We start from the raw sequence: 24876 nt of genomic DNA on the forward strand, positions 1-24876 counted from the left end.
TCAAACGGGCTCGACTTGAGCTCTTCTAACCGCCGGCAGGTTTTGGGCTGGTCCGGCGGGCCTGCAACTCCCCATCTGTGCGATGGCGCTCTCTATATAGGGATGCGGGCGCCTCTGAACTGGTCGATCGAGTATAGCCGAGCACGTATCTGCCAAGAAGACGGCCCGGCGCCTCTTTTGGTGGGGGGCGGAAGTAGGGGGTGCCGCCGGAGCCAAACCGCCGCTCGCGCACAAATTTGTCAAGTTGCCCCTAAACTTTCTGCCGGGGCCACCGATAACCTGAGTACAACGCAGACCTGATCCCCTTCAAGTTGCAGGTCACGTTGCCCGGCCTAGCCGGAACGAGCAATCAAACGGGCAACAACGCCATCGGGAAACTTAGGAGCCGTCATGTCCCTCAGCCTTAATACCAACATCTCGTCCCTGCAAACGCAGCAAGCTCTGTCGCAATCGCAGAACGCTCTGCAAACGTCGCTGCAACGCCTGTCGACCGGCCTGCGCGTGAACAGCGCCAAGGACGATGCCGCTGCTTACGCTGTGGCCTCCAGCCTGACCACCACGCTGAACGCCCAAACCCAGGGTATCCAGAACGCCAACAACGCACAGTCGTATCTGCAAACGGCCGACTCGTACCTGGGCCAGGTTGAAAACAACCTGCAGCGTATGAACCAGCTGGCAGTGGAAGCCAACAACGGCGGTCTGTCGACCACCGACCAGGCCAACCTGGACAAGGAATACCAACAGCTGGCCACGGCCAACAAGAACATCGAAACCAACGCCAACTACAACGGCGCCAAACTGTTCGATGGTTCGGTGACCTCGACGGCGTTCCAGTACGGCCAAAGCTCGACCACGGACGTTGCTACGGTTACCAACGCCAACCTGTCGTCCTTCGGTACGCTGACCGGTACGAGCGTGACCAGCGCTGCCAACGCCACGGCAGCCCAAGCTGCCATTGCCACCGACCTGACCAACCTGAAGGCAGCTCGCGCAAGCCTGGGTGCACAACAAAGCGGTCTGAGCTCGACCATCAACACGCTGACCTCGTCGAACACCGCGCTGTCGGCTGCCAAGTCGACCATGATCGATACGGACTACGCGTCGGAAACGTCGAACATGACCCGCCAGAACATCCTGCAGCAAGCGGGTACGGCCATGCTGGCGCAAGCCAACTCGGCACCGAACAGCATTCTGAACCTGCTGAAGGGCTAATAGCAGGCTGATGCTGGCCCGGCCTGTCTGGTACAGGCGGCTGGGCGCAGGAGTCGGTAAAGGCCGGCGCTCTTCGGGGCGCCGGCCTTTTCTTTTGTTGATCGATACCCCCCTTTATCAGGGGCGGCGTATGGGCGCCATGCCCTAAAGAAGTGGCAGGCACTGCCGTTGAGAAGAGAGACTTCCGCCGACGCAGACGTTCACCAGATTCGATCATGGCGACCACCACGACCTCTTCCACCACCAGCAACTACGTACCGCCGATCTCGATTCCCGGTATCGGGACGAGCATCGACGTCAACTCGCTGGTCACCAGCCTGATGAGCGTGGAAAGCCAGCCGCTGACTCAGTTGCAGACCCAGCAGAGCTCGTACCAGACGCAGCTCTCGGCCGTGGGTACGCTCAAGAGTTCGCTGTCGACCTTCCAGACTGCACTGTCGAACCTGACCAGCCTGTCGAACTACAGCGCCATGAAGGCGAGCGGCTACGACGCATCGGTGCTGAGCGCGTCGGTTTCCGGTTCGGCGCCGGCCAGCTCGTACGCTGTGAATGTGACGCAGCTTGCGCAGTCGCAAGTGCTGGCCGCCCAAGGGCAGACGTCCACTACGGCAGCCATTGGCAGCGGGTCGTCCACCACGATTTCGTTCTCGTTCGGCTCCGTGTCGGGCGGCAGCCTTTCCAACGGCAAGTACACCGGCGCCACGTTCACACAGAACGGCAGCCTGCCGGGCGGTTCGATCACGATCAACTCGTCCAGCAACACGCTGGCCGGCATTCGTGATGCCATCAACTCGGCCAACCTGGGCGTCTCGGCCAGCATCGTGGATGATGGCAGCGGCAACCCGTACCGCCTGGTGCTGACCTCCACGGCGGGTGGCTCCAACTCGGAGATGAAGATTTCCGTGTCGGGCGACTCGACGCTGCAATCGCTGCTCTCGCAAGATCCGGCCGGCACGCAGAACCTGAACGAGGTGACCACGGGCCAGAACGCCCTGGCCACGGTCAACGGTATTGCGGTGCAAAGCCCGACCAACACGTTGTCCAACGTGGTGGATGGCACGTCGTTCACGCTGGCCAAGACGGGCAGCACCACCGTGACGGTGGCCAACGACCCGACCGCCACCACCACCGCCGTCACCAATTTCGTGAATGGCTACAACGCGCTGCGCACGCAACTGAACACGCTCACCAATATCGACACCAGCAACAAGGCCAACAACGGTCCGCTGGCTGGCGATGTGAGCACCAAGACGCTCATCAACCAGATTACCGACGTGCTGGGCCAGGCCGTCGGCAATGGCAACTACCAGTCGCTGGGCAGCGTTGGTGTGACGATGAATTCGGACGGCACGCTGGCGATCAACAACAGCACGCTGTCGGCCGCCATTGCCGCATCGCCCAGCCAGGTCGCCGGCCTGTTTGCGGGCACCGGCACGGCCACGGATTCGCTGGTCAACGTACCAACCTTCTCGAGCACCACGCAGTCGGGCAGCTATGCCGTCAGCGTCTCGCAACTGGCCAAGCAGGGCTCGATTACGGGTTCGGCCGCTGCCAATACGACCATCACGGCGGGCAGCAACGACACGCTGGCGTTCAACATCAGCGGTATCGCCGTCAACGTGACCATACCGGCGGGCAGCTACAGCGCTGCGGGCCTGGCCGCACAGGTCCAGAGCCAGATCAACGCATCGTCGAGCCTGCAGAACGCCAAGATCACCGCATCGGTGTCGGCCAATGCTGGTGGCGTGCTGAGCATTGCCGACAGCCAGTTCGGTTCGATCTCGTCAGTGTCGGTATCGGGCAATGGCGCTGCGTCGCTGCTGGGTGGCAGCCCCACTGCAGTGGTTGGCCAGGACGTGCAGGGCACCATCAACGGGGTGGCGGCCACGGGTTCGGGCCAGAACCTGTATGGCGCGACCGGCACGGCCGTCGATGGCCTGACCGTGCAGGTGACCGGCGGTGCGCTGGGCAACCGCGGCACGGTGACAGTGCAGCGTGGCTATGCCGCACAGCTCAACACCGTCATGACCAACCTGCTGTCGACCAACGGCATGGTGCAGAACGAGACGGACTCGATCAACAGTTCGCTCACCTCGCTCGCCAGCCAGATCAGCAACATGCAACTGCAGTTGAGCAACAAGCAGGCCCTGTACTACACGCAGTTCAACGCGTTGTCTGCGGCGGTGGCCAGCATGACGAATACCAGTACCTACCTGACCACGCAGCTCGCGGCGATTGCGAACCAGACCAAGAGCAACTAAGTCCGGATTGAAGCAACACCCATAACAAGATCACACAGCGAGGACCTTTCTCATGTACGCAGCACGCCGCGCCATCGGTGCCTACGCGCAAGTCGGTATCGAGACGTCTGTGGTTGACGCTAACCCGCACCGGCTGATCGCCATGCTGTTCGATGGTGCACGCGCCGCTGTCAAGCTGGCTGCCGCCTCCATCGAGCGCGGCGACCTGCCCACCAAGCTGCGTGCCTTTGACAAGGCCATCTCGATCATCGGCCAGGGCCTGCAGGCCAGTCTCGACCACCAGCGTGGTGGCGAAATCGCTGCGCAGCTCAATAGTCTGTACGACTACATGCTGCGCCGTCTGCTGGTGGCCAACGGCACCAATGACCTGACGGTGCTTGCCGAGGTTGACGGTCTGTTGGCGTCGTTGCAGGAAGCCTGGCTTGCTATTGGCCAGCCGGGTGCTGCTGCGTCCAGCAACCACCTGAGTGTTGTGAGCTGACGCGGCTGGCCGCGCAGCAAAGCGATTTTTACGAATTGAATTCGGCCCAACTGGAGCCAACATGCACCGCAACATCCCGATCAAGGACAGCGAAAGTCTGTTCGTCTGCTACGAAGCCATCGCGCGCCTGACTGCCGAGATGGTCAATGCTGCTGAAGTGGGCAACTGGGAGATCGTCAGCACGCTGGAGAGCGAGAGCGCCGCCTATGTGGATGCGCTGCGCCGTTCTGAGCCGCATCCCACGCTGTCACGCGATGACATCGAGCGCAAACGTACGCTGCTCGTGCGCATTCTTGAAGACGACGCTCGCGTACGCGCGATGGTGTATCCGCGCCTGGATCGCCTGCAGAAGCGCATTGACACGGCACGCCGTGCCAACACTGCCAGCAACGCCTACGGCAGCATGGCACGCTACTGATCCGCTATACGGATAGGGTCACTCTCAACCCTCGCGAGGCGCAGGCGCGCCTTGCATCTGCTTTGACAGCGCCAGGTATTGCTCGGATTTGCGGGCAAGCACGTTGGCCTGCATCTGATACACGGTAGCGAGTTGCTGGGCAGCCAGGAAGCTGCCTCGCCCGACAACGCTGCCGTCCATCCCCGCCTGATCGCCAATCTCCAGGCAACGGCAGAATGCCTGCTCCGCCAGCGGCAGCCATTGCGTGTTGGCGTGCTCAGGATGTTTGACCGCCGCATCCACCAACACCAGGCCCAGCGCGAAGCACAGATCCGGAAAATCCGGCCATGCATGGATGCTGGTATCCGCATGGGCCATCGCTTCATCCAGTCGATCCGATTTGCCCAGGCTGTACAGATAGCGCAGCGCAAGGCCGCGCCGGTACGGTGCGTCTTGCGGCGCGAGGGCGAAAGCCCGGGCGTAATAGTCCGTGGCCCGGGCGTAGTCTTCCTGATGCAGCTCGATTTCCTTGCCGAGTTGGAATAGCACGTAAGGATCGTCAGGCCGATGCTTGAGTTCATCGAGCAGGAGTTGCGTATTGCGCTCGCCTTTCTTCTGCATCTTGGCGGCGGTATAGCCATCGTGCCGCAGCACGATGGACAGGCGCTGCGCCGGCAGTGAAGACACCGGTTGTTCATGGATGCGGCCCACATAGCGCACGCCACGCGGCAGCAGGCGGGGGAGCCATGCAATCAACTGGCTGGCGGCGTCGGCCGCATCGGTATCGTTCTTGATGCAAAGGATGCCCAGCACCGGTTTGGCGTTGCTGAGGGCGCGCAGATGTTCACCACCGCTTTCCAGCCATTCATCTGCATCCAGGACGAGGTTCCAGTCCGCATTGGCGGCTTCCAGCGCGGCGTTGCGGGCTGCTGAAAAATCATTCTGCCAAGTCATCTGGCTGACATGCGCGCCGCATGCCTGGGCAATGGCGATGGTGTCGTCAGTGGAGCCGGTATCCAACACCACCATGCGGTCGACAAACGGTTTGGCGCTGAGCAGGCAGCGTTCGATGCAGGTGGCTTCATTGCGCGCGATGACAACCAGCGCGAGCTTGGTGGGAGTGGATTGCACGGTGTGTCGGAAAGATGAAGATTCGGGATGCGGCCTGGTCTGTCGATCAGGTGAGTGTGGCTAGCCGCGGTCATCGGCCGCAGCAAGCGCATTCAGCAGCTTGTGCAGCACTTCGCGCGTGGCGCTGATCTCGTCGGGCTCAAGCGGAATCTTGCACGTGAGCGCTTGCGGCACCTTGGTCGCGCGCTCCTTCAGGGCGCGGCCAGTCTCGGTCAGCTCGATGACAACGCGGCGCTGGTCGTCCTGATCGCGCGTGCGTGTGAGCAAGCCCTGTTCCTCCAGTCGCTTGAGCAACGGTGTGAGCGTGCCCGTATCCAGGTACAGCGTGCGTCCCAGATCGCCTACGGCGCACGGTGTCTGCTGCCAGCAGGCGAGCATCACGAGGTATTGCGGATAGGTCAGATCCAGCTCGTCGAGCAGCGGACGGTACAGACGCGTCAGCAGATGGCCGGCGGCGTACAGAGGAAAACAGAGCTGCTGATCGAGCGCCAGCACGTCGTTCACGGAAGACTCCCGGGGACGGTCCTGGCGCCTGTGCGGCGCGTGCTGCACTGGCCTGAGCAGGCGCGGTGCGCATGACCGTATTCAATGGGGCATCCATATTGCCACGGACGGCATGCGAATAGTCGCGTTGTTGGGGGCCGTGACCGTCAGCGCGCTTGCGGTTGCTCAAACGCAGCCAAAGAACCCGTGCAATTGGAGTGACGTCAGATAGACATGCTCATGATGCTCTGGTACGCCGAGACCAGCTTGTTGCGCACCTGCACGGCGGTCTGCATGTCGATGTTGGCTTTCTGCAGCGAGAGCATCACGTCGTGCAGATCGACGTCGTTGTTGCCCATCTCAAAGCTGCGCGAGATGGACTCGGCCTTTTGTTGCGAGGCATCGACCTTGTCCAGCGACGACTTGAGCACCGAGCCAAAGTCGACACTGGGTTGCGTGGCGCTACCGCTGGCAGTGCTGCCGCCGACCGCGCTGGATGGTGCCAGCACGCTGTTCATCAGCGAGACCACGGAATTGGCGTTGGAGAAATCCATGCTGGGTTCAACTCAGGGAAATTTGGCGAGCGTTTCGAGTTCCGACACGAAGCGGACTTCGCGACCGGCCGGCACCGGAATGTCCATCGGAATCGGGGTCACGACGATGGTGTGCTGCGGAATGGCCGCATCGTCGTCGAGCACCAGGAACTCGGTCCCCGCAAAGTCCTGCGCGTGCGGGAAAATCTGCAGCGGCGCGCGGCGCAGGGTCGCGTACTTGGGCGGTTCGGGCTTGAACGGATCGAGCTTGGTCAGGCATTCAAATGCGGCGTTGACGCGGTACAGGTCATACGATGCAGGCAGATCGGACGCCTCGCCAAGCGCGCGGACGCGGTTAGCGATGTAGTAGTTGTCGATCCAGTGACCGCCTTCATGCGTGCGCAGGCGCAGCGCCACCTTCATGCGTGCCAGGACGAACTGGTTGATGGCGTTCAGCCACTCCGGCCGTTCGCTGGCGGGCACAGTGTGTGAGAACTTGCCGAACAGGTATTCGAGGCCGCCGCGATACCGGTCCCATGCATGTTTGACTTCCTCGCTCCCCGCCTGGGTGCGAGTCTCATCGGCAAAGTAACGCGTGACTGACCGGTAGAACGGCGTCTTGCTGAAGTAGAGCGCGTATGACCCCAGCATTTCCGCCGCGTGCGCGAACGCCCAGAATGCATGCTCGGGCGCGCTGTAGTACAGCTTGTCGATGACTTCGCGGCGCGCCAGGTAGATCTCCGGGAAGATGTGGTGCGACAGGATCAGCGCCAGGAGCTTGGCGTAGTCGCGTTGCTCGATCAGGTAGTCGTCGTCCTGCCGGTAGAAGGGTGTGATGTCCTGCTGGGCGGCCAGGTCGTGGATGAGCCAGGGCGCGAAGATGACACCCACAGCGGGGTTGCGCTCGAAGATGTCGAGATTGTTGTTGATCTCGGCAAGGATCGGCAGGTCGTCGTCGGCATGGTAGAGCACGTACTTGCCCTGCGCGCTGCGGTAGAGCTGGTTCATGTTCTCGGCGGACCCCAGGTTGGATGGGCGCCGGAAATACCGGATGTTCAGCTTGTCCTGATATTCGGCGACCACCTGTTCGGTGGTGTCGCTTGAGCAGTTGTCGCCGATCAGGAGTTCGTAGCTGTGTCGCAACCCGCCAATCTGCGCGGTCAGCTCCTTGAGCAGATTCTCCAGGTAGCGTGCCCGGTTGTAGGTCGGGATGCAGATGCTCAGCGTGATGGCATCAGCCGGCATCGTCTTGGTGGGTTCCATCTCAGGAGCCTATTCGTTGGGTCGGCTGGTCAGGCAACGCGCTTCAGATAGCCGTCCGGTGCGACGGTAATCAGGAGCTTGTGCTGGATGTCGGTGTCGATCACGAATTCCGGATGGTCACGCAGGTAGGCATGCACGGCGGTCTTCGGGTTGTTGCCGACGCCCCACGGACGATCGTGGAACATCGCTTGCGGCATGTCTTCGACGGCGGTGTCGAACACTACGCAGTAGCTGCCCACGCTGGTGAGCGGCGCGTAAGCCTGCAGCTCGGCCAATACGTGGTCGTGGGTGTGGTTGGAGTCCAGCGCCACCAGCACCCGCTGCTTGCCCGCGGCGATCTGCTTGACCTGCTCGATGACGCTCGCATCAATGCTGGAGCCTTGCAGCATCTGGATGCGTCGCGCCATCGGGTGTGCCTCGATCGCCTCGCGGTTGTGCTGGCGGATGTCGATGTCGATCCCTAGCACCTTGCCGTCGCCATGACCGCTCTGCGCCAGCAGTTCCAGCATCGACGCATAGAAGATCATCGAGCCACCGCGCGCGATGCCGGTTTCGATGATCAGGTCCGGTTTCACTTCCCAGATCAGTTGCTGCATGGCCAGCACATCTTGCGGGCACTGGATGATGGGCACGCCCATCCACGTGAAGTTGTAGTGGTACTTGTGCGTGGTCACTTCACGCAGCCAGATGCGCGACAGTGCCTGCAGGTCTTTGTCCTGCCCCAGCGAGCGGATGTTCTGCTGGACTTCGCCTTGGAATTGTTCAATGTCATTCATGGGTAAATTCGCGCCAGTTGAGGGTCTGTGGGCTCAGGTATTGCTTGCCTGCCGGGCCGTGATTGGCAATCAGGTCGAGGCTGCTGACGAAGGGGGTGAATGCGCCGTGCAATTGTGTATACGGCCGCATGGCGTAATTCATGTAGGCAACGGTGATGCCGCGCTGCTCAAATTCAGCGTGGGCCAGATAGTTCTTGGCGCCATGCCCGGTGATGTAAGTGTCGCCTTGCAGCTTTTGCACGATGGCGAGCACGCGGTCGCTGTTGCGGCCAGGGATGCCCAGTTCAGGCGCGTCGACAAACTTGCGGTCCAACTCGATGCCCAGGTAGCGGCACACCGCCTGCATGGATGCCAACGCCAGTGCGCCCATGTTTGCGTACTCAGCCTCGTACACCGCACGCACCAGCGCCAGCATGTCGCCGGCATAGGGGGCGGCTTCGTAAGCCTGCTCCAGCATGCGCAGATGCTGTGTGCGCCAGTCGACGTTCGTGGCAGGTTTGACTTCGTCAATGCGCGCGCCCAGGTGAAATTTCTCCAGCGGCACCGTCATCCAGCGCATGCCGGTAGGCTCCTTGATCTGCACGCGGTTGGTGAAGCTGCCCTTGGAGAACTGCACGTCGGCGTAGTTGACGAGCACGTCCGCCAGCATGATCTGCTCAAGCAGACCGACCCAGGGGAACAGCATCGGTTGGGTAATGACGACGTTCATGGCGCCAGCATCCGCTCCATGAGAACAACGTCGTGCCAGCGGTTGTCTTGCAGGTAGTGCGCATGCAACGTGCCGACGTGCCGGAAATCGAGCTTCTCATACAGGGCGATGGCGCGTGTGTTCTCGGCCAGCACTTCCAGCGTGATCTTGCGCAGGCACAGTGTTTCGCTGGCATAGGAAAACGCTGCCTCGCACGCGGCACGCCCGTGGCCTTGGCCCTGGGCTGACGATGCCAGGCAGATGCCAAGCGAAGCGTGCCGGTTGACCGCATCGATTTGGTTCAACTGGAGATAGCCCAGCACGCTGTCATCGGCCTGGCTGGCAATGACGAACAGCACCACCTCGCTCTGCTTGGATTTTCCGATCAACCAGTCGCGCACGCTGGCCGCGGAGTTGGGCCGAGGGCGTGTCATCAACTGGAGCTGCATTGGCACATCGTTGCGCAGCGGCAGCAGTTGCGCAATGTCGCTCTCGCGCCATTCCCGAAGCAGAAGTTTGCCGCGCGCAATCATGGCTGGAATTGGAAGTAGTGGAAGCGGTTGGGAAACGCCACCTCCACGGTGTGTTTGACCTCATCGGCAATGACCGGGTTGACGGCCAGATAGACCAGTTCGACTTCCGCTGGAATGTCGGCCAATGCAATCACCGGCTTGCCCGCCAATGACGAACCTTGCAGATAGGGGTTCTGATCCACAAAGGCACGCAGCGCATGCGGGTGCTGCAGATTGTTGGCTGTGTAAGTGCCGTAGAAGCCTGCGCCATAGATCACTGCGGGGGCGTCCTGGTGGCGAGATTCAAAATCGCCCAGATGGTTTGCTGCCTGCTGCCAGAACCGGGCCAGTCGGTTGGCGGCCGCTACCGTGTCTGCCAGCGGCTGTGGCTCAACGGCGAACAGGGCGCGGTCCGGTGCTGCGGCGCGCATGGCTGTGACAACAAACGCCCCACGATGGCTGTGGTCATCGAGGTCAAGCAGATCGAACCCGTGGGTTGCAAGCAGGGTTTGCAGCGATGTGCGCGTGAAATGGTTCACGTGATCCGCCACCAGGAAGTCGGCGGTATTCGTGAACGTGTTCGGCACGATGGCGTACAGCCGCCCGCCTTCGCGCAGCAGGCTACGGATCGTGCGCAACGCGGTTGTCAGGTCTGGAATGTGTTCGAGCGAAAAGAACGAGCTGACCACATCGAACGAGCCCTGCCATGCCGGCGGGATGGTGTACGTGGCCCAGCGTTCCGGGCTGACAAATTTCTCCCAGAAACCGACATAGCGGTCGCTGATGTCAAACAGGTGGACGTTGACGTCCGGCCGCTGCTGCAAGAGCCGCCGCATCGTGGCGCTCTTCGCGCAGCCGAAGTCGAGCACGCGCGCACCTTCGGGCAACGCCAGTTTGCGCTGGAAGAGGGCAACTTGATGGTCCGCGCGGAAGATCTTCTCGCCGTGCTCGACCGCATAGATCTGGTCTTCCTCCTCGCTCTTGACGAGGATGTCGTACTCGGTGTCGTAGAAGCTGCCGTTGTCGCACAGCTCGACGGTCTGGATGTGGCCGCACGCCGCGCAGCAGAACACCTCAAGCGTGCCCTCCATCGACCGCTGCAATGAAGACAGCGAGCTTTGCGGGCCCGCGGTGTAGATCGGGGCTGCCAGCGGTGTCTGGCAAACGTTGCATGGTTGCGCACTCATGATGGGTTTTCCGCGCAAAGTTCAGGGTGGATGGTGCGGAAGTCGACACCGTTCGCATACGAGCCTTTCCAACCGTGCGCACGGCCAGTCGGCTCGCGGAAGTTGAAATAGCGGAACTGCATTGACCAGCGAGACCGATGGCTGGTGTTGTGGCCCGATGCGTGCAGCACCAGAAAATCGACCAGCACCAGATCGCCGGGCTTGGTCAGCGGCGATACATGCGGATAGCGCGCGAGATAGTCGGCCTCGTCCTTGAGCGTGAGCGCGTAGGCGCCTTGCTTGCCGGCGTTGTCTGGGTCTGCGCTGACGACCGGCAGTGGCCCTTCGCGGTGTGAACCGGGGCAGAACTCGACCGGACCGATCTCGGGGGTGATCTCCACCAGCGGGCTCCAGAACACCACGCCATCAAGGCTGCGCAGCTGCGCGGGGTACTCCTGATGCCAGTTGGCGCGAAACTTCTCTTCGCGTGGGTTATCGATGCGAATGCCGTAGCCGCCGCCGGCGATGCCGGGCAGTGCGTTGGGGCGCAGTTCCGATACCAATTGCTCATGGCGCGGGTCGGCCAGCAGGCGCACAAACGCGGGGATCTGCTTGACCGCGTCGTACACCTCGCCGCCGTGCGCCCGCTTGGCCTGGATCAGCGCCTGATACCCGTCGTCAAAGCACTCCGGTGCAAACGGCACGCGTGCGATGTCCAACCGGTACTTGTCGATGATCAGACCGATCACGTTATAGATGGCGCGTTGAATCGGCTCGATTTGTGCCGGTGCATAGAACCCGGGCACGATCAGCAGGCCATCACGCTGGAAGGTCTCGATTTGCTCCGGGCTCAGGAGGCCAGGCATGACAGCTTCTCCTGATGTTCGCGCACGAGATCGAGCACCACCTGCGACACGGTCTCGATGTTCTCGCTCGACATGTCGTGATACGACGGCAGGTTGATGGCGCGCTCCGCAATCGCGTAGCTGTTGGGCGTGTTGCCTGCCGGCTTACCAAAGAGCTCGGTCTGGCTGAGCGGGTAGAAGAACACGCGCGCATCAATGCCACGGCGCGAGAACGCTGCCAGCAGCCCGTCGCGCGTGATGCCCAGCGACTCGTCAAACACAACCGTGGGCATCCAGTAGCTGTTCAGCGTGCCGGGTGCTTCCGGGTTGAGCGCAATGCCGCTGATGCCACCCAGGTGCCGCGCATATGCCGCGAAGATCTCGCGCTTGCGTGCGACCAGCGCATCGACACGCTCAAGCTGCGCACAGCCGATGGCGGCCTGGATATTCGAAATCCGGTACTTGAAGCCAATGAAGTCAGACCAGAACTGCTTGCCGCCCGGCACGCGGCCGTGGTTGTTCAGCGTCATCACACGGTCGTACAGCGCACGGTCGTTCGTGACGAACATACCGCCTTCGCCCGTGGTCATGGTTTTGGTGCCGTGGAACGAGAACGTGCCGAAGATGCCTTGCGCGCCCGCGGCATGTTGACCCCAGCGTGAGCCGAGCGCTTCCGCCGCATCTTCGATGACGGGAATGTTGTGGCGCTGACTGATCGCCAACAGTTTGTCCATCTCGCACAGGTTGCCGTAGAGGTGCGTGGCAACGATGGCCTTTGTGCGCGGCGTGATGGCGGCTTCCACCAGCGCCGGGTCCATACACCACGTGTCGGGCAGGATGTCGACAAACACGGGGGTGGCGCCCACGTAGGTGATGGGCGAGGCGGTGGCAATCCAGTTGGTGTCCGCCAGGATCACCTCGTCGCCAGCGCCGATGCCCAGCGCCGCAAGGCCCATGTGCATGGCACCGGTGCAGCTCGACGTGGCAATGGCGTACTGCGTGCCGACAAACTTGGCGAACTGCTTTTCGAAGCGGTTGATATAGGCGTAGCACTGGTCGCCCCAGCCGTTGCGGGCGGCATCGGTGGCGTACTCGACTTCCAGCTCGGTGATTGACGGCTTGGAATACAGAATCTTCTGGGTCATGGCTGTTCCTGTGGTTCAGGCGTCAGTGGCTGCGCAGGGCCGGCAGGTCAATCCCCGTGAACGCGTTGGTCAGCGGCGGATGGGCGCGGTCCCGGTCGGAGCATTCGGTCATGGCGAGTGGCCAGGCAATGCCCAGCCGGCCGTCGTTCGGGTTGAGGCCGTCTTCTGCGGCTTGCGCGTACGGCGTCGAGGTCAGGTACAGCAGCTCGCAATCGTCTTCAAGCGTCTGGAAGCCGTGGGCAAACCCCTTGGGCACCAGCAGGCTGTTGTGCCGCTCGGCGGACAGTTCCACGGCATGCCACTGCAGGAAGGTGGGCGAGCCGGCGCGCAGGTCGACGGCCACGTCGAACACGCGGCCACGCACGCAGCTCACCAGCTTGATCTCGGCATGCGGCGGGTATTGGAAGTGCAGCCCACGCACTGTGCCGCGCTTGGCGGAGTAGGAGTGGTTCATCTGCGCGACCGGGCTGTCGAAGCCGGCATCGGCAAGTTCATCTGCGCAGAAGAAGCGGGTGAAGTAGCCGCGGTGGTCGCCGATGATTTTTCGGTCGATTTCAACCACGCCGGCAAGCGGCGTCGGCGTGATGGTGAAGCGGCTCATGCGGCGCTCCCGGATGTGGCAACCGAGGTGGCTGCAGATGCGGCGGCGGTAAAGTGGTCGATCTGTTGGTCACACAGCGCGCGTGCATCTGCGGTCTTGTCATGCAGTTGGCGGTACCAGGCGGCGGTGTGCTCCAGCGCGGTCTCAAACGACCACGCTGTCTGCCAGCCTAGTTGCTGGCGTGCCTGGCTGGCGTCCAGATGCAGCATGCCGGCCTCGTGCTTGCCTGTGGTGGCGTTGGCATCCAACTGCCAGATCAGCGCGGGCCAATGTTGTTGCAGACCTTGCAGCACCTGTTCGACGGTGCGCGTGGCCGCGCTATCCGGGCCGAAATTCCAGGCGGTAGCGCAGGCAGCGTCACCCGCCAGCAAGCGTTGCGCGAGCACCAGATAGCCGTGCAGGCAATCCAGCACGTGCTGCCACGGCCGCGTGGCGTGCGGTGATCGGATGACCAGCGGCGTACCGGCACGCATGGCGCGCTCGGCATCGGGAATGAGCCGGTCTTCCGACCAGTCGCCACCGCCAATGACGTTGCCTGCGCGGCCGGTAGCCAGCAGCGGGCCGTTGGCGAAGAACGCGCGCCGGTAGCTCGCGGCCACCAGTTCGGCGCAGGCCTTGGAGGCGCTGTAGGGGTCATGGCCGCCCAGCGCGTCGGTCTCCCGGTAGCCCCAGGCCCACTCGCGGTTGTCGTAGCACTTGTCGGTGGTGGCCACCACGATGGCCGACAGGTTCGTGCAGCCGCGCGCGGCTTCCAGCACGTTCACCGTGCCCATCACGTTGGTGGCGTAGGTGGCGACGGGGTCTTTGTATGACGCGCGCACCAGTGGCTGGGCCGCGAGGTGGAGGACCGCATCGGGCCGCGCTGCGATCATCGCCTCGCGTAGCGCATCCGCATCACGGATGTCGCCCAGCGTATGACCGGCCAGTGCGGATTCCACGTCGGCAGACGTGAACAGATTCGGCGTCGTCTCCGGTGCCAGGCTGTAGCCGTAGACTTCTGCGCCAAGCTGGCGCAGCCACAGCGCCAGCCAGCTTCCCTTGAAGCCGGTGTGCCCAGTCAGGAAGACGCGCTTGCCGGCCCAGGCGGCGGGGTGGAGCGTCACCACTTTTTCCACGGTGCACTCCCCGATTGCCACAGGGCTTCGAGACTGTTCTTGTCGCGCAGCGTGTCCATCGGCTGCCAGAAGCCCTGGTGCTCGAACGTGTTCAACTCGCCCATCTCGGCCAGGCGATTCATCGGCTCGCCTTCCCAGTGGGTGTCTTCGCCTGCGATGTATTCGATGACGGCCGGGTTCAACACAAAGAAGCCGCCGTTGATCCAGGTGCCGCCGTCACCCGGCGGTTTCTCCGTGAAGCCGGTCACACGGTTGCCGTCGCGTTGGAGCATGCCGTAGCGGCCCGGCGGCTGCACGGCCGTCACGGTGGCCATCTTGCCGTGCGCGCGGTGGAAGGCGATCTTGCTGGTGATATCGACGTCGGACACACCATCGCCGTAGGTAAAGCAGAAGGGCTCGTTCGGATCGAGATACGCGGCAACACGCTTTAGGCGCCCGCCGGTCATGGAATGCTCGCCAGTATCGACCAGTGTGATGCGCCAGGGCTCGGCGTGGCGCTCGTGCACGGTCACTTCGTTCTTGGACATGTCGAACGTCACGTCCGACATGTGCAGGAAGTAGTTGGCGAAGTATTCCTTGATCACGTAGCCCTTGTAACCCAGGCAGATGATGAAATCGTTGATGCCGTGGGCAGCGTAGATCTTCATGATGTGCCACAGGATCGGGCGGCCACCAATCTCGATCATGGGCTTGGGCTTGAGGTGGGACTCTTCGCTGATGCGTGTGCCCAGGCCGCCGGCAAGAATGACTGTTTTCATGGTTCAGTGCTCGCTTATGCGCCTGCTTGTGCGTCCATTCATGCGGCAACCGGCGTGGCTGCGGATGCGATGTTCTCCTGCATCTGCCGGGCGAGATTGGAAAAATGGTTGGCCTTGATGGCCAGTGTGTCGGCCTGGGCGCGGTAGGTCAGCGCCAAATACTTGGCAGCGGCAAAGCTGCCGCGCCCGAACACGGCGGCGTCCAGCTTGGGCTGCTCGCCAATCTCCAGGCACTTCAAAAAAGCGGACTCCGCCATCGGCAACCACTGCTTCTCGGCCTGCGCGGCGTCTTGCGCGGCGGCTTCAAACATCAGGTGGCCAAGCATGTAGAAGTAATCGGGCGAGTTCGCCCACTCTTCCATCCACTCACCAGCCAGGGTGATGGCCGCGTCCAGTTGCTTGGATTTGGACAGACATGCCAGCAGGCAAATGCACAGGTCGTGCCGATACGGCGCCGTCTTGGGCGCCGTCGTCAGCGCGCGCTGGTAATGCGCGGCGGCCTGTGCGGGGTCTTTCAGGTTGATCTCGAAGTCTTTGCCGAGTTGGTAGAGGACGTACGGGTCATCAGGGTGCTCTGCCAGTTCTTGTTGCAGCAGGGCGTGATTGCGTCCGCGTTTCTGGTCCAGCTTGGCGTTCATGTAGCCGTCGTGGCCGATCACCAGCGGCAGGCGCACGCGCTGCAGGTTGGCCGCAGTGGGCGTACTGGCGACGGGCTGCTCGTGGATGCGGCCCTTGTAGCGCACGCCGCGTGGCAGCAGGCGGGCAATCCAGCTGTTGGAGTGCTCCACGTGCCCCGAGATGTCGTACTCGCTGCGGATGCACACCACGCCCAACAGCGGGCCGAAGGTGCAGGCGTCGCGCAGCTCTTCCGTGCCGCCCGCGATCCACTCGTCCGCGTCCAGCACGAGGTTCCAGTCGGCGTTGGCGGCGGCCAGGGCGGCGTTGCGGGCGGCTGAGAAGTCGTCCACCCAGGTGAAATGGTGGACCTGCGCGCCGCATGCCTGGGCAATCGCCACGGTGTCGTCGGTGGAGCCAGTGTCGAGCACGATCATGCGGTCGACATGTGGCTTGACGCTCAGCAGGCAGCGCTCGATGCAGGCGGCCTCATTGCGGGCGATGACCACCAACGCAATCTCGGACCGGTTGGATCCTGTGCGGCGGTGTTTGGCGTGTTTGGACATGCGGACTCCCAACGGCAGCTGCCAGTTGGTGCAGACAAAAATAAAGATCCGGCGCGTGTGGCGTCAGATCGACATGCTCATGATGCTTTGGTAGGCCGAGACGAACTTGTTGCGCACCTGCACGGCAGTCTGCAGGTCGATGTTGGCCTTCTGCAGCGAGAGCATCACGTCGTGCAGATCCACGTCGCTGTTGCCCATTTCGAAACTACGTGAGACGGACTCGGCCTTCTGCTGCGAGGCGTCGACCCTGTCCAGCGACGACTTGAGCACGGAGCCGAAGTCGACGCTGACTTTGGCGCCGTCGCCGTCCGCGGCCGGGCCACTACCGATCCCGCCGACCTTGCCCGACGGGGCCAGCACGCTGTTCATCAGCGACACCACCGAGTTGGCGTTCGTAATATCCATGTGAAGAGGACTCCTCTTTTGTTGCGTCTCTTGCATGTGGCGCCGGCTGTTGGCCGGCGAATAGCGAACTTCGGGCCGCTATGGCGCCACGGTGATGCAAAGGTAGCCGCCCGCCAGCCGTTCCCAAGCGCCCAAAAGAGCGGGAAAAGGCCCTCTTCTTGGCAATTTGCTTGCGCACCCCCTGCCGATAATGGCAACCACGGAGCTTTGCCCGTTTTGTAGGTTTCTCGGGGTTTAGTTGCTCCGGCAACGCAGTCAGTCAGGAGATTTGGGATGCCAACGACAGCCGATTCGGTTGCTGTCGCCGACACGCTCGGTACGGTCGATATGCCGGCGGTAGGCCAAGGTGCGATGACGCGCCAGAACGGGGGAGCATTGGGCTCTCTGGGCCCGCTCGGCCGTTTGTCTCCGCGACTGCTCATGATGATCGGCGGCGCCGCGCTGGTGGCCGTGATTGCTGCCGCCATGCTGTGGAGCCGCGCCCCTGACTACCGCGTGCTGTTCAGCAACGTCAGCGACAGCGACGGCGGTGCCATCATTGCTGCCCTGCAGCAGATGAACGTGCCGTACCGCTTTGCCAACGGCGGCACGGCCATCATGGTGCCCGAGGCCAATGTGCACGAGACGCGCCTGAAGCTGGCGTCGCAAGGGCTGCCCAAGGGTGGCCTGGCCGGCTTTGAGCTGATGGAAAACCAGAAATTCGGCACCAGCCAGTTTGCGGAGCAGGTCAATTACCAGCGCGCGCTGGAGGGCGAACTGGCCCGCACCATCCAGGCCATGCAAGAGGTGCAGTCCGCCCGCGTGCACTTGGCGCTGTCCAAACCGTCGGTGTTCGTGCGCGAGCAGGCCAAACCCAGCGCCTCGGTGCTGCTGACGCTGTTTCCGGGCCGCATGCTGGATCGCTCGCAGGTCCAGGCCATCGGCCATCTCGTTTCCAGCAGCGTGCCGAACCTGCCGCTGGCCAACGTGACGGTGGTCGACCAGTCCGGCCGCCTGCTGTCGACCGCATTCCAGGACAACGCCTCGGGCCTGGACCCGACGCAGCTGAACTATGTGCGCGAGATCGAGCAGGGCTACATCAAGCGTATTGAGGCCATCCTCGGCCCCGTGGTGGGCGACGACAACGTGCGTGCCCAGGTGACGGCCGACGTTGATCTGGACAACACCGAACAGATGGCCGAGACGTACCGTCCGAACCAGGACCCGGCCAACGCTGCCGTGCGCAGCACGCATACCGCTGAAGCCACGCAAAACAAGGCCGACGCCCAGGGCGGCGTGCCGGGCGCATTGTCCAACCAGCCGCCGACCGCGCCGCGCATGCTGCCGACCGCACCGGCGCCTGCTTCGCAGCCGGCCGCCACGGGCCCGAATGGCCAGCCGCAACAACCAGCCGCTGCAGCCAACACGAGCGGCACCGCGACCAGCGGCAACTCGTCGAGCACCCGCGACACCACCACCAACTACGAAGTCGACAAGACCGTGCGCCGCACTCGCGCTGCGGTGGGCACCGTGCGCCGCCTGTCGGTGGCCGTGGTGGTCAACTACCGCGCCGACGGCAAGGCCTGGAAGCCGCTGTCTGACGCCGATATGACCAAGCTCAACGCGCTGGTCAAGGATGCCGTGGGTTTTGACGCCAAGCGTGGCGACTCTGTGAACGTGGTCAACAGCCAGTTCTCGGGCACGCTGCCGGTGGCTAAGGACGACCTGCCGCTGTGGAAGCAGCCGGACATGATCCAGTACGCCATCCAAGGGGCGAAGTACCTGGCGCTGGCGATTGGTTTCCTGATCCTGGTGTTTGGGGTGATCCGCCCGGCGATCCGCTCGATGGGCAAGAAACCCGAGCCTGCCACGCCCACCTTCGTGGGCCGCGAAGGCGAAGACCCGAACGCCCCGATCATCACTGGCGCTGCGGCTCCGGCCGGGCCCGGGCTGGAAGGCCCGACCTCCACCGACGTTGCCAGCGAAGAACTGCCGGACGCCCTGCCGCAGCTCAAGAACAACGATTTCGACAAGAAACTGGAAACCATGCGCCGCGTGGCCCAGCAGAACCCGCGCGCCGTCGCGGCCGTCATCAAGCAATGGGTGAATAACGAATGAGCGCCGAAGGACTCCAACGCAGCGCCATCCTGATGATGTCGCTGGGCGAAAGCGAAGCCGCCGAAGTGCTCAAGCACCTGGGCCCGCGCGAAGTGCAGAAGCTGGGCGCCACGATGGCGGCGCTGAAGAACGTCTCGCGCGAGCGCGTGCTCGACGCCTTTGACGCCTTCTTTGTCGAAGCCGAAGACCTGCCGCTGGATGTGGACTCCAACGAGTACATCCGTACCGTGTTCCGCAAGGCGCTCGGCGACGACCGCGCCGCCAACATCATCGACAGGATCCTCTCGGGCGGCGACACCAGCGGCATTGAAGGCCTGAAGTGGATGGATGCATCGTCGGTGGCGGAGCTGATCCGCAACGAGCACCCGCAGATCATTGCCACCATCCTCGTGCACCTGGATCGCGACCAGGCTTCGGAAATCCTGACCTACTTCAGCGAGCGCCTGCGCAATGACACCATCCTGCGTATCGCCACGCTCGATGGCATTCAGCCCAGCGCACTGCGTGAGCTGAACGACGTGCTGACCAAGCTGCTGCAGGGCAACGACCACCGCAAGAAGAACGCGATGGGCGGCGTGCTCACGGCGGCAGAGATTCTCAACCTGGTGCCGAGCGCCGTGGAATCCGCTGTCATCGAAGGCGTGCGCTCGCGCGATCCGGAACTGGCCGACGCCATCGTCGAGAAGATGTTCGTGTTCGACAACCTGATCGACCTGGATGGCCGCGCCCTGCAAACGCTGCTGCGCGAAGTCAGCCAGGAAGTGCTGGTGGTGGCGCTCAAGGGTGCCAAGCAGGAATTCCGCGACAAGGTGTTCGCCAACATGTCGCAGCGTGCCGGCACGATGCTCAAGGAAGAGCTGGAGGTTCTGGGCCCGGTCAAGGTGTCGGAAGTCGAAGCGCAGCAGAAGGAAATCCTGATGATCGCGCGCCGTCTGGCCGACGAGGGCGAGATCAGCATCGGCCGCAAGGCAGAGGACGCGTATGTCTGATCGCGCGCGCTTGGCCGCCTTGTTCGTGATGGAGCGCTGACATGCCGCGCCCGCCGATCATTCCGCGCGATACGCTGGTCGAATACCAGCCGTGGGAGCCGACCGACTTCGAGCGTGAGGCCGAGCGGGCCGCCGCTGAGGCCGCGCCGCCGCCCCCGCCGCCGGAAGCCGAACCCGAAGAGCCGCCGATGTCCGAAGAGGAATGGCAGGCGATGCTGGATGCCGAACTGGCCACTGCCCGCGACGAAGGCCGTCGCGATGGGTTTGCCCAAGGCTTCCAGGATGGTTTCGAGCAAGGTCGTCGCCAGGGCGAGGAAGACTCCAAGCAGATCGCCGCGCTGATGCAATCCGTGCGCGACGCGATCGATCAACTGAACGGCAACGTTGCTGATGAACTGGTGGACTTGGCACTGCAGCTTGCGCAGCAGTTTCTGCGTGGTGCGTTGCATGCGCAGCCCGAGCGTGTGTTGCCGCTCATTCGCGAGGTACTCGGCGATGCGCCCACCGCACCGGCACCCGCCATGCTGCGCGTGCACGCCGAGGATGCCGAGCTGATCCGCCAGATGCTGGGTGCCGAGTTGGCTGCCGCCGGTTGGACCATCATCGTTGACGCCGCCATCGAGCGCGGCGGCTGCCGTGTGCAAACCCGCTTTGGCGAGACCGATGCCACGCTGCAGACCCGCTGGGCAGAACTGACCCGTGCGCTGGGCCGCGATACCGCATGGATCGCCAGCGAGCGCTCTGAAGCTGAACGCGTGGCCGGAGGGGCGCTCCATGTCGCCTGAGACCGTGCAAACGGCCGGCCAATCTGCCGCCAACAACCCCAACGTGCGCGTGTGGCAGGCGCACCTGCGCCAGACTGCGCAGCGTGCCCGCCTGGCCCGCCCGGTGGTGACGTGCGGCAAGCTCACGCGCGTGGCCGGCCTGGTCATGGAGGCCGTGGGTCTGAAGCTGCCCGTGGGCAGCGCCTGCCGTGTGGAATTGCCGAACGGGAGCGGGGCAGCCCGCTACGTGTTGGCCGAAGTGGTGGGCTTTGCCGAAGAGCGCGCCTTCCTGATGCCGCAGACGGATCTGGTGGGCGTGGTGCCCGGTGCGCGCGTGTTCCCGCTGGAGCCGCAGCACGTGCCGACCGACGCGGCTGACCCGACCATCGCGCACAGCAAGTTTCTGCCCGTGGGCCCGCGCCTGCTGGGCCGCGTGGTGGATGCCAACGGCGAGCCGCTGGATGGCAAGGGGCCGCTGGGCCCGCAAGAAGACCTGGCCTGGGGCACGCTGGCCCCGGCACCGTTGAACCCGCTCAAGCGCAAGCCGATCGAGCACGTGCTCGATGTGGGCGTGCGCGCCATCAATGGCTTGCTGACCGTGGGCCAAGGCCAGCGCCTGGGCCTGTTTGCCGGCTCTGGCGTCGGTAAGAGCGTGCTGCTGGGCATGATGGCCCGCTACACGCAGGCCGATGTGGTGGTGGTCGGCCTGATCGGCGAGCGCGGCCGCGAAGTGAAGGAATTCGTTGACGAGATCCTCGGTGAGGAAGGGCTCGCCCGCTCGGCCGTGGTGGCCGCGCCGGCTGACAACTCGCCGCTCATGCGCCTGCAGGGCGCCGCTTACGCACACACCATTGCCGAGTACTTCCGCGACCGTGGCTGCAATGTACTGCTGATCGTTGATTCGCTCACGCGCTATGCGATGGCGCAGCGCGAGATCGCCCTGGCCATTGGCGAGCCGCCGGCCACCAAGGGGTATCCGCCCTCGGCATTTGCCAAGCTGCCGGCGCTGGTGGAGCGTGCCGGCAACGGCATGGTGGATGCCAGCGGCCGCGGCGGCTCGATTACCGCGTTCTACACGGTGCTGGCTGAAGGCGATGACCAGCAAGACCCGATTGCCGACGCCGCGCGCGCGATTCTGGACGGCCACTTTGTGCTCTCGCGCAAGCTGGCCGAGCAGGGGCATTACCCGGCCATCGACATTGAGCAGTCGATCAGCCGCGTGATGTCGGCCATCGTGCCGCGCGAGCAGCTCGATACCGCCCGCCGTTTCAAGCAGTTGTACGCCCGCTACCAGCGCAACCGCGACCTGATTGCCGTGGGTGCCTATGCGCGCGGCAGCGACCCGATGACCGACCAGGCCATCGCCCGCTACCCCGACATGGAGGCGTTTCTGCAGCAAGGCATGTTTGAGAACGAAAGCCGTGAGCACACGCTGGAGAAGATGAACGCGGTGCTTGCTTGACAGTGTGAAGACGTAAGCCTGGCAAAAGCCTCGGGCTAAAGCCGGGCAGCTTGTAACCGATGGGTTGATGTAGTGGAAATCTGGAGGTTCGACCATGACCACCATGAGTAAGCCGTTCCGCCTCAGTACGGTGCTGGAACTGGCCCAGAAGGACACCGAAAAAGCCACGCAGGAAGTCGGCCGCCTGATGAACACGCGCGAGGCTGCCACGCAAAAGCTGGCCCTGTTGTCCGACTACCGCAACAACTATCACCAGCAGATGCTGAACACGGCCAACGCCGAGGGTGGCATCGACATCACGCGCCTGCGCAACTACACCGCGTTCATTGACCGGCTGGGCGCCGCCGTGGACCAGCAGAAGGGCACGATCAACGCACTGGAGAGCCAGCTCGAAGCGAGCCGCGCCAACTGGATCGAGAAGCAGCGCCGCGAGCAGTCGTTCGACATCCTGCGCCAGCGGCACATGGAAGAACTGCGCCTGGATCAGGAGCGCCGCGACCAGCGCGAGAACGACGAACACGCCGCCAAGGTGATCCGCATGCGTGCGGCACAGGGCGGCAACTGAACACGCGTACACGTACGCAGATGGAAGACGGAGCCAACGTGGGTTTGAGTGCTACCCCCAACACCGCCGCGCAAGACCTGAGCGGCATGCTGTCTGCCAGCAACAATGCTGCCGCCGACAAGTCGCAGAGTGCATCGTCGTCCAACGGCGATACGTTCGGCAACCTGCTGTCAGATCGCATGGCGCAGGATGCAGCACGCCGTCGTGCCGATGCACAGTCGGCGGCTGACGACGCGGCCAGCCGCCGCGCAGATATCGCTCGCAAGGACGCTGCAAACGCCGGCGCGCGCAATAGCCAAGACATCAAACCGGCTGCGACGGCGCTTCCTCAAACCGTGTCGGCATCCGGCACGCAGGACGCTGCCCGCGCCAAGCCGACGCAACCTGCCGATGCCAAGGACCTGGATGCCGCTGCGGCGCAAGCCGTTGTGGATCCTGCCGCGCAACTGGCTGCCCAGATTGAGGCCGCCCGCCAGGCGGCTCAACAGGCGGCGCAGCAAGTTGCCCAGCAGACTGCTGCCGCATCGGCAACAACCCAGCCAGCGACACAGCCCGGCACACAGTCGAATACCAATGCCAATACCAATACCGGCACCACGGCCGTACAAGGCGCCGGTAATCCAACTGCAACCGATGCCGCCGCGCTGGCCGCACTGAGCGCTGCCGGCAATGGCGCGCAGGGTGGTGCCGATGCTGCTGCAGATGCCGCCGCAACCACGCCGGCTGGTCAGGCAGCGCTGCAGGCGGCCAAGGGCGCCAAGACGGCCCAGGCCGCTGGTGCCGCTGCCAACGGCAGCACGCCAACGCCACCCGCAACGCCGCTGCCCGATGGCAACACGCTGGCCCAGACTCTGGCGCGCACGCGTGCCGTGTCTGACAATACGCCGCCAGCAGTGCGCCAGCTTGGAAGTGCTGCGTCAACGCAAAACGCCAACGGCGAGCATGGCTTGCCCAAGCGTGCGGAATCCAGCACGCAAAACAACGTCTCGCAAACCGCCGCGGCTGCCGTGGCCGATGCCAACAGCCGCACGGGCAATGGTGGCAACACCGGCACGCAGGCGGATGCACAGGGCAGCGGCACGCAGTTCCAGGGCGTTCTGGCGCGTGCGGATGGCAATGCCATCGCTGCGGCACCGACCTTTGCGGTTGGCACCGCGGGCGCGGCGGGCAATATTGCCGGCGCCGCCATTACGCCGGCGCAGGTTCACACGCTGCCCACGTTTGGCGATGCCGCCTGGCCACAAAGCATGGCGAGCCAGCTTGCCTTCATGCAGGTACACCGTCAGTCGTCGGCCGAACTGCAGTTGAATCCGGCGGAACTGGGCGGGCTGCACGTCAAGCTGGATGTCGACAACGGTGCCGTCAATGCCAGCTTCGTATGCCAGCACCAGGCCGTGGCCGAACTCGTGCAGGACTCCATGCCGCGTCTGCGTGATGCCATGCAGCAAGGCGGCATGCAGCTTGCGCAAACGACCGTCAGCACGGGCGATTTCAGCCAGCAGCAGGGCGCCTGGCAGGGTGCCTCCGCACAGGGCAATGGCTCGGGCAACGGTGGCAACGGCAGCCGCTTTGGCGGCAACGCACAGGGTCGGGCCGATACCACCAGCACCGTGGCCGCTGCACCGCAGCGCGTCTCCAGCCACGACGGTGCCATCGACACGTTTGCATGACAGCAGCGGGGCAACTCCTAAAGTTTTATGAGGACCCGCCGTTACTCCTCAGGAGTGCCATGACAATGGCCAGCCTGAGTGACGAAAGTTAAGGCGACGAAAGCAGAGAAGGACGGGAAATAACAACGCGAATGCCCCAGCAGCAACGGCGGCTTTGCGATGAATAACAAGGGGGTCAAGTCCGACCGGCGAAGACGGGATCAAACGGGGATCACTTCGCCACATCCGCCTTCGGGTGGATGCAGACGGACCGATGCGGCGTGTCCGAGCCGGGGGGCTGGCGCACCGCATGTTTGCCGTACTTACGGGAGAGCGCACTGCAAGGTGCGCTTTTTGTTTTTGTGGCGCCCGAATGTGTGGCGCCACAAGAGGCGCG

The 24876-nt window shown here is 63.5% G+C and carries 25 protein-coding genes; 10 read left to right on the forward strand and 15 right to left on the reverse strand.

Translation table 11 applies throughout. The features are described 5' to 3' along the window. Window positions 1-390: 390 nt before the first annotated feature. The 4 genes from F7R11_RS21125 (at window position 391) to F7R11_RS21140 (ending at window position 4372) form a co-directional block, all read left to right on the forward strand. Entirely contained in the window at window positions 391-1212 is an 822-nt protein-coding gene (locus F7R11_RS21125) for a flagellin N-terminal helical domain-containing protein (protein ID WP_021193487.1), read from the forward strand. A gap of 215 nt (window positions 1213-1427) precedes the next feature. Further along, window positions 1428-3473: a flagellar filament capping protein FliD gene (gene fliD / locus F7R11_RS21130; protein ID WP_064808114.1), complete on the forward strand. Its 2046-nt coding sequence runs from the start codon at window positions 1428-1430 to the stop codon at window positions 3471-3473. 52 nt (window positions 3474-3525) lie between these two features. Further along, entirely contained in the window at window positions 3526-3954 is a 429-nt protein-coding gene (gene fliS, locus F7R11_RS21135; protein WP_021193489.1) for a flagellar export chaperone FliS, read from the forward strand. Between the two features lie 61 nt (window positions 3955-4015). Further along, entirely contained in the window at window positions 4016-4372 is a 357-nt protein-coding gene (locus tag F7R11_RS21140; RefSeq protein WP_021193490.1) for a flagellar protein FliT, read from the forward strand. Window positions 4373-4396: 24 nt separating this feature from the next. Here the strand turns inward: F7R11_RS21140 and F7R11_RS21145 are convergent, their stop codons facing one another. The 15 genes from F7R11_RS21145 to fliE (F7R11_RS21215) all read right to left on the reverse strand — a co-directional run bounded on the left by F7R11_RS21145 (window position 4397) and on the right by fliE (F7R11_RS21215) (window position 16953). Further along, window positions 4397-5482, reverse strand: coding sequence for a glycosyltransferase family 2 protein (locus F7R11_RS21145; protein ID WP_064808112.1), 1086 nt, complete (start codon window positions 5480-5482; stop codon window positions 4397-4399). A gap of 60 nt (window positions 5483-5542) precedes the next feature. Next, complete coding sequence (locus F7R11_RS21150; protein ID WP_021193492.1) at window positions 5543-5986, reverse strand: MarR family winged helix-turn-helix transcriptional regulator; 444 nt, start codon at window positions 5984-5986, stop codon at window positions 5543-5545. Window positions 5987-6189: 203 nt separating this feature from the next. Then, window positions 6190-6519 carry a flagellar hook-basal body complex protein FliE gene (fliE, locus tag F7R11_RS21155; RefSeq protein WP_064808110.1) on the reverse strand — a complete coding sequence of 110 codons (330 nt, stop codon included), beginning with the start codon at window positions 6517-6519 and terminating at the stop codon, window positions 6190-6192. A 12-nt stretch (window positions 6520-6531) separates the two neighbouring features. Next, window positions 6532-7761: a glycosyltransferase family 2 protein gene (locus F7R11_RS21160; RefSeq protein WP_064808108.1), complete on the reverse strand. Its 1230-nt coding sequence runs from the start codon at window positions 7759-7761 to the stop codon at window positions 6532-6534. A gap of 29 nt (window positions 7762-7790) precedes the next feature. Continuing rightward, the gene (locus F7R11_RS21165) at window positions 7791-8537 is read right to left on the reverse strand and encodes a cephalosporin hydroxylase family protein (protein WP_064808106.1); all 747 of its coding nucleotides are present in this window, start codon (window positions 8535-8537) and stop codon (window positions 7791-7793) included. After that, on the reverse strand, window positions 8530-9246 hold the full coding sequence (locus F7R11_RS21170) for a WbqC family protein (RefSeq protein WP_064808104.1): 717 nt from the start codon (window positions 9244-9246) through the stop codon (window positions 8530-8532). The genes F7R11_RS21165 and F7R11_RS21170 overlap by 8 nt, the downstream gene beginning before the upstream one ends. Further along, window positions 9243-9758, reverse strand: a complete 516-nt coding sequence (locus tag F7R11_RS21175; RefSeq protein ID WP_064808102.1) for a GNAT family N-acetyltransferase — start codon at window positions 9756-9758, stop codon at window positions 9243-9245. The genes F7R11_RS21170 and F7R11_RS21175 overlap by 4 nt, the downstream gene beginning before the upstream one ends. Next, window positions 9755-10924 carry a class I SAM-dependent methyltransferase gene (locus F7R11_RS21180; protein WP_064808099.1) on the reverse strand — a complete coding sequence of 390 codons (1170 nt, stop codon included), beginning with the start codon at window positions 10922-10924 and terminating at the stop codon, window positions 9755-9757. Before F7R11_RS21180 ends, F7R11_RS21175 begins: the two co-directional genes overlap by 4 nt. Next, complete coding sequence (locus F7R11_RS21185) at window positions 10921-11769, reverse strand: phytanoyl-CoA dioxygenase family protein (RefSeq protein WP_064808097.1); 849 nt, start codon at window positions 11767-11769, stop codon at window positions 10921-10923. Before F7R11_RS21185 ends, F7R11_RS21180 begins: the two co-directional genes overlap by 4 nt. Continuing rightward, on the reverse strand, window positions 11754-12893 hold the full coding sequence (locus F7R11_RS21190) for a DegT/DnrJ/EryC1/StrS family aminotransferase (protein WP_064808095.1): 1140 nt from the start codon (window positions 12891-12893) through the stop codon (window positions 11754-11756). The genes F7R11_RS21185 and F7R11_RS21190 overlap by 16 nt, the downstream gene beginning before the upstream one ends. A gap of 22 nt (window positions 12894-12915) precedes the next feature. Further along, entirely contained in the window at window positions 12916-13494 is a 579-nt protein-coding gene (rfbC, locus tag F7R11_RS21195; protein ID WP_064808093.1) for a dTDP-4-dehydrorhamnose 3,5-epimerase, read from the reverse strand. Beyond that, the gene (gene rfbG, locus F7R11_RS21200) at window positions 13491-14609 is read right to left on the reverse strand and encodes a CDP-glucose 4,6-dehydratase (protein ID WP_064808091.1); all 1119 of its coding nucleotides are present in this window, start codon (window positions 14607-14609) and stop codon (window positions 13491-13493) included. Before rfbG ends, rfbC begins: the two co-directional genes overlap by 4 nt. Next, window positions 14594-15367, reverse strand: coding sequence for a glucose-1-phosphate cytidylyltransferase (gene rfbF, locus F7R11_RS21205; protein ID WP_064808089.1), 774 nt, complete (start codon window positions 15365-15367; stop codon window positions 14594-14596). The genes rfbG and rfbF overlap by 16 nt, the downstream gene beginning before the upstream one ends. A 38-nt stretch (window positions 15368-15405) precedes the next feature. Then, window positions 15406-16548, reverse strand: coding sequence for a glycosyltransferase family 2 protein (locus F7R11_RS21210; protein ID WP_064808087.1), 1143 nt, complete (start codon window positions 16546-16548; stop codon window positions 15406-15408). Between the two features lie 63 nt (window positions 16549-16611). Further along, complete coding sequence (gene fliE, locus F7R11_RS21215; RefSeq protein WP_064808085.1) at window positions 16612-16953, reverse strand: flagellar hook-basal body complex protein FliE; 342 nt, start codon at window positions 16951-16953, stop codon at window positions 16612-16614. Window positions 16954-17226: 273 nt separating this feature from the next. Between fliE (F7R11_RS21215) and fliF the strand changes: the two genes are divergently transcribed. The 6 genes from fliF (at window position 17227) to F7R11_RS21245 (ending at window position 24500) form a co-directional block, all read left to right on the forward strand. After that, complete coding sequence (gene fliF / locus F7R11_RS21220; RefSeq protein WP_064808083.1) at window positions 17227-19050, forward strand: flagellar basal-body MS-ring/collar protein FliF; 1824 nt, start codon at window positions 17227-17229, stop codon at window positions 19048-19050. Beyond that, window positions 19047-20039, forward strand: a complete 993-nt coding sequence (fliG, locus tag F7R11_RS21225) for a flagellar motor switch protein FliG (RefSeq protein ID WP_021193507.1) — start codon at window positions 19047-19049, stop codon at window positions 20037-20039. The genes fliF and fliG overlap by 4 nt, the downstream gene beginning before the upstream one ends. A 41-nt stretch (window positions 20040-20080) precedes the next feature. Then, window positions 20081-20824 (forward strand): flagellar assembly protein FliH, encoded by a 744-nt coding sequence (fliH, locus tag F7R11_RS21230; protein WP_064808081.1) that lies wholly within the window; start codon window positions 20081-20083, stop codon window positions 20822-20824. After that, a complete protein-coding gene (fliI, locus tag F7R11_RS21235; RefSeq protein ID WP_064808079.1) occupies window positions 20814-22265 on the forward strand; it encodes a flagellar protein export ATPase FliI in 1452 nt (483 codons plus the stop codon). Before fliH ends, fliI begins: the two co-directional genes overlap by 11 nt. Before the next feature lie 94 nt (window positions 22266-22359). Beyond that, on the forward strand, window positions 22360-22830 hold the full coding sequence (gene fliJ / locus F7R11_RS21240) for a flagellar export protein FliJ (RefSeq protein ID WP_021193510.1): 471 nt from the start codon (window positions 22360-22362) through the stop codon (window positions 22828-22830). A gap of 38 nt (window positions 22831-22868) precedes the next feature. Continuing rightward, the gene (locus F7R11_RS21245; RefSeq protein WP_064809087.1) at window positions 22869-24500 is read left to right on the forward strand and encodes a flagellar hook-length control protein FliK; all 1632 of its coding nucleotides are present in this window, start codon (window positions 22869-22871) and stop codon (window positions 24498-24500) included. Window positions 24501-24876 lie beyond the last annotated feature (376 nt).

The sequence above is a fragment of the Ralstonia insidiosa genome (assembly GCF_008801405.1).
Taxonomy (GTDB): domain Bacteria; phylum Pseudomonadota; class Gammaproteobacteria; order Burkholderiales; family Burkholderiaceae; genus Ralstonia; species Ralstonia insidiosa.

What these genes read in the sequence shown, in the direction of transcription:
- F7R11_RS21125 (WP_021193487.1), top strand. Translation starts at nt 391, where the DNA reads ATGTCCCTCAGCCTTAATACCAACATCTCGTCCCTGCAAACGCAGCAA.
- fliD (WP_064808114.1), top strand. Translation starts at nt 1,428, where the DNA reads ATGGCGACCACCACGACCTCTTCCACCACCAGCAACTACGTACCGCCG.
- fliS (WP_021193489.1), top strand. Translation starts at nt 3,526, where the DNA reads ATGTACGCAGCACGCCGCGCCATCGGTGCCTACGCGCAAGTCGGTATC.
- F7R11_RS21140 (WP_021193490.1), top strand. Translation starts at nt 4,016, where the DNA reads ATGCACCGCAACATCCCGATCAAGGACAGCGAAAGTCTGTTCGTCTGC.
- fliE (WP_064808110.1), bottom strand. Translation starts at nt 6,519, where the DNA reads ATGGATTTCTCCAACGCCAATTCCGTGGTCTCGCTGATGAACAGCGTG.
- F7R11_RS21160 (WP_064808108.1), bottom strand. Translation starts at nt 7,761, where the DNA reads ATGGAACCCACCAAGACGATGCCGGCTGATGCCATCACGCTGAGCATC.
- F7R11_RS21165 (WP_064808106.1), bottom strand. Translation starts at nt 8,537, where the DNA reads ATGAATGACATTGAACAATTCCAAGGCGAAGTCCAGCAGAACATCCGC.
- F7R11_RS21170 (WP_064808104.1), bottom strand. Translation starts at nt 9,246, where the DNA reads ATGAACGTCGTCATTACCCAACCGATGCTGTTCCCCTGGGTCGGTCTG.
- F7R11_RS21175 (WP_064808102.1), bottom strand. Translation starts at nt 9,758, where the DNA reads ATGATTGCGCGCGGCAAACTTCTGCTTCGGGAATGGCGCGAGAGCGAC.
- F7R11_RS21180 (WP_064808099.1), bottom strand. Translation starts at nt 10,924, where the DNA reads ATGAGTGCGCAACCATGCAACGTTTGCCAGACACCGCTGGCAGCCCCG.
- F7R11_RS21185 (WP_064808097.1), bottom strand. Translation starts at nt 11,769, where the DNA reads ATGCCTGGCCTCCTGAGCCCGGAGCAAATCGAGACCTTCCAGCGTGAT.
- F7R11_RS21190 (WP_064808095.1), bottom strand. Translation starts at nt 12,893, where the DNA reads ATGACCCAGAAGATTCTGTATTCCAAGCCGTCAATCACCGAGCTGGAA.
- rfbC (WP_064808093.1), bottom strand. Translation starts at nt 13,494, where the DNA reads ATGAGCCGCTTCACCATCACGCCGACGCCGCTTGCCGGCGTGGTTGAA.
- rfbF (WP_064808089.1), bottom strand. Translation starts at nt 15,367, where the DNA reads ATGAAAACAGTCATTCTTGCCGGCGGCCTGGGCACACGCATCAGCGAA.
- F7R11_RS21210 (WP_064808087.1), bottom strand. Translation starts at nt 16,548, where the DNA reads ATGTCCAAACACGCCAAACACCGCCGCACAGGATCCAACCGGTCCGAG.
- fliE (WP_064808085.1), bottom strand. Translation starts at nt 16,953, where the DNA reads ATGGATATTACGAACGCCAACTCGGTGGTGTCGCTGATGAACAGCGTG.
- fliF (WP_064808083.1), top strand. Translation starts at nt 17,227, where the DNA reads ATGCCAACGACAGCCGATTCGGTTGCTGTCGCCGACACGCTCGGTACG.
- fliG (WP_021193507.1), top strand. Translation starts at nt 19,047, where the DNA reads ATGAGCGCCGAAGGACTCCAACGCAGCGCCATCCTGATGATGTCGCTG.
- fliH (WP_064808081.1), top strand. Translation starts at nt 20,081, where the DNA reads ATGCCGCGCCCGCCGATCATTCCGCGCGATACGCTGGTCGAATACCAG.
- fliI (WP_064808079.1), top strand. Translation starts at nt 20,814, where the DNA reads ATGTCGCCTGAGACCGTGCAAACGGCCGGCCAATCTGCCGCCAACAAC.
- fliJ (WP_021193510.1), top strand. Translation starts at nt 22,360, where the DNA reads ATGACCACCATGAGTAAGCCGTTCCGCCTCAGTACGGTGCTGGAACTG.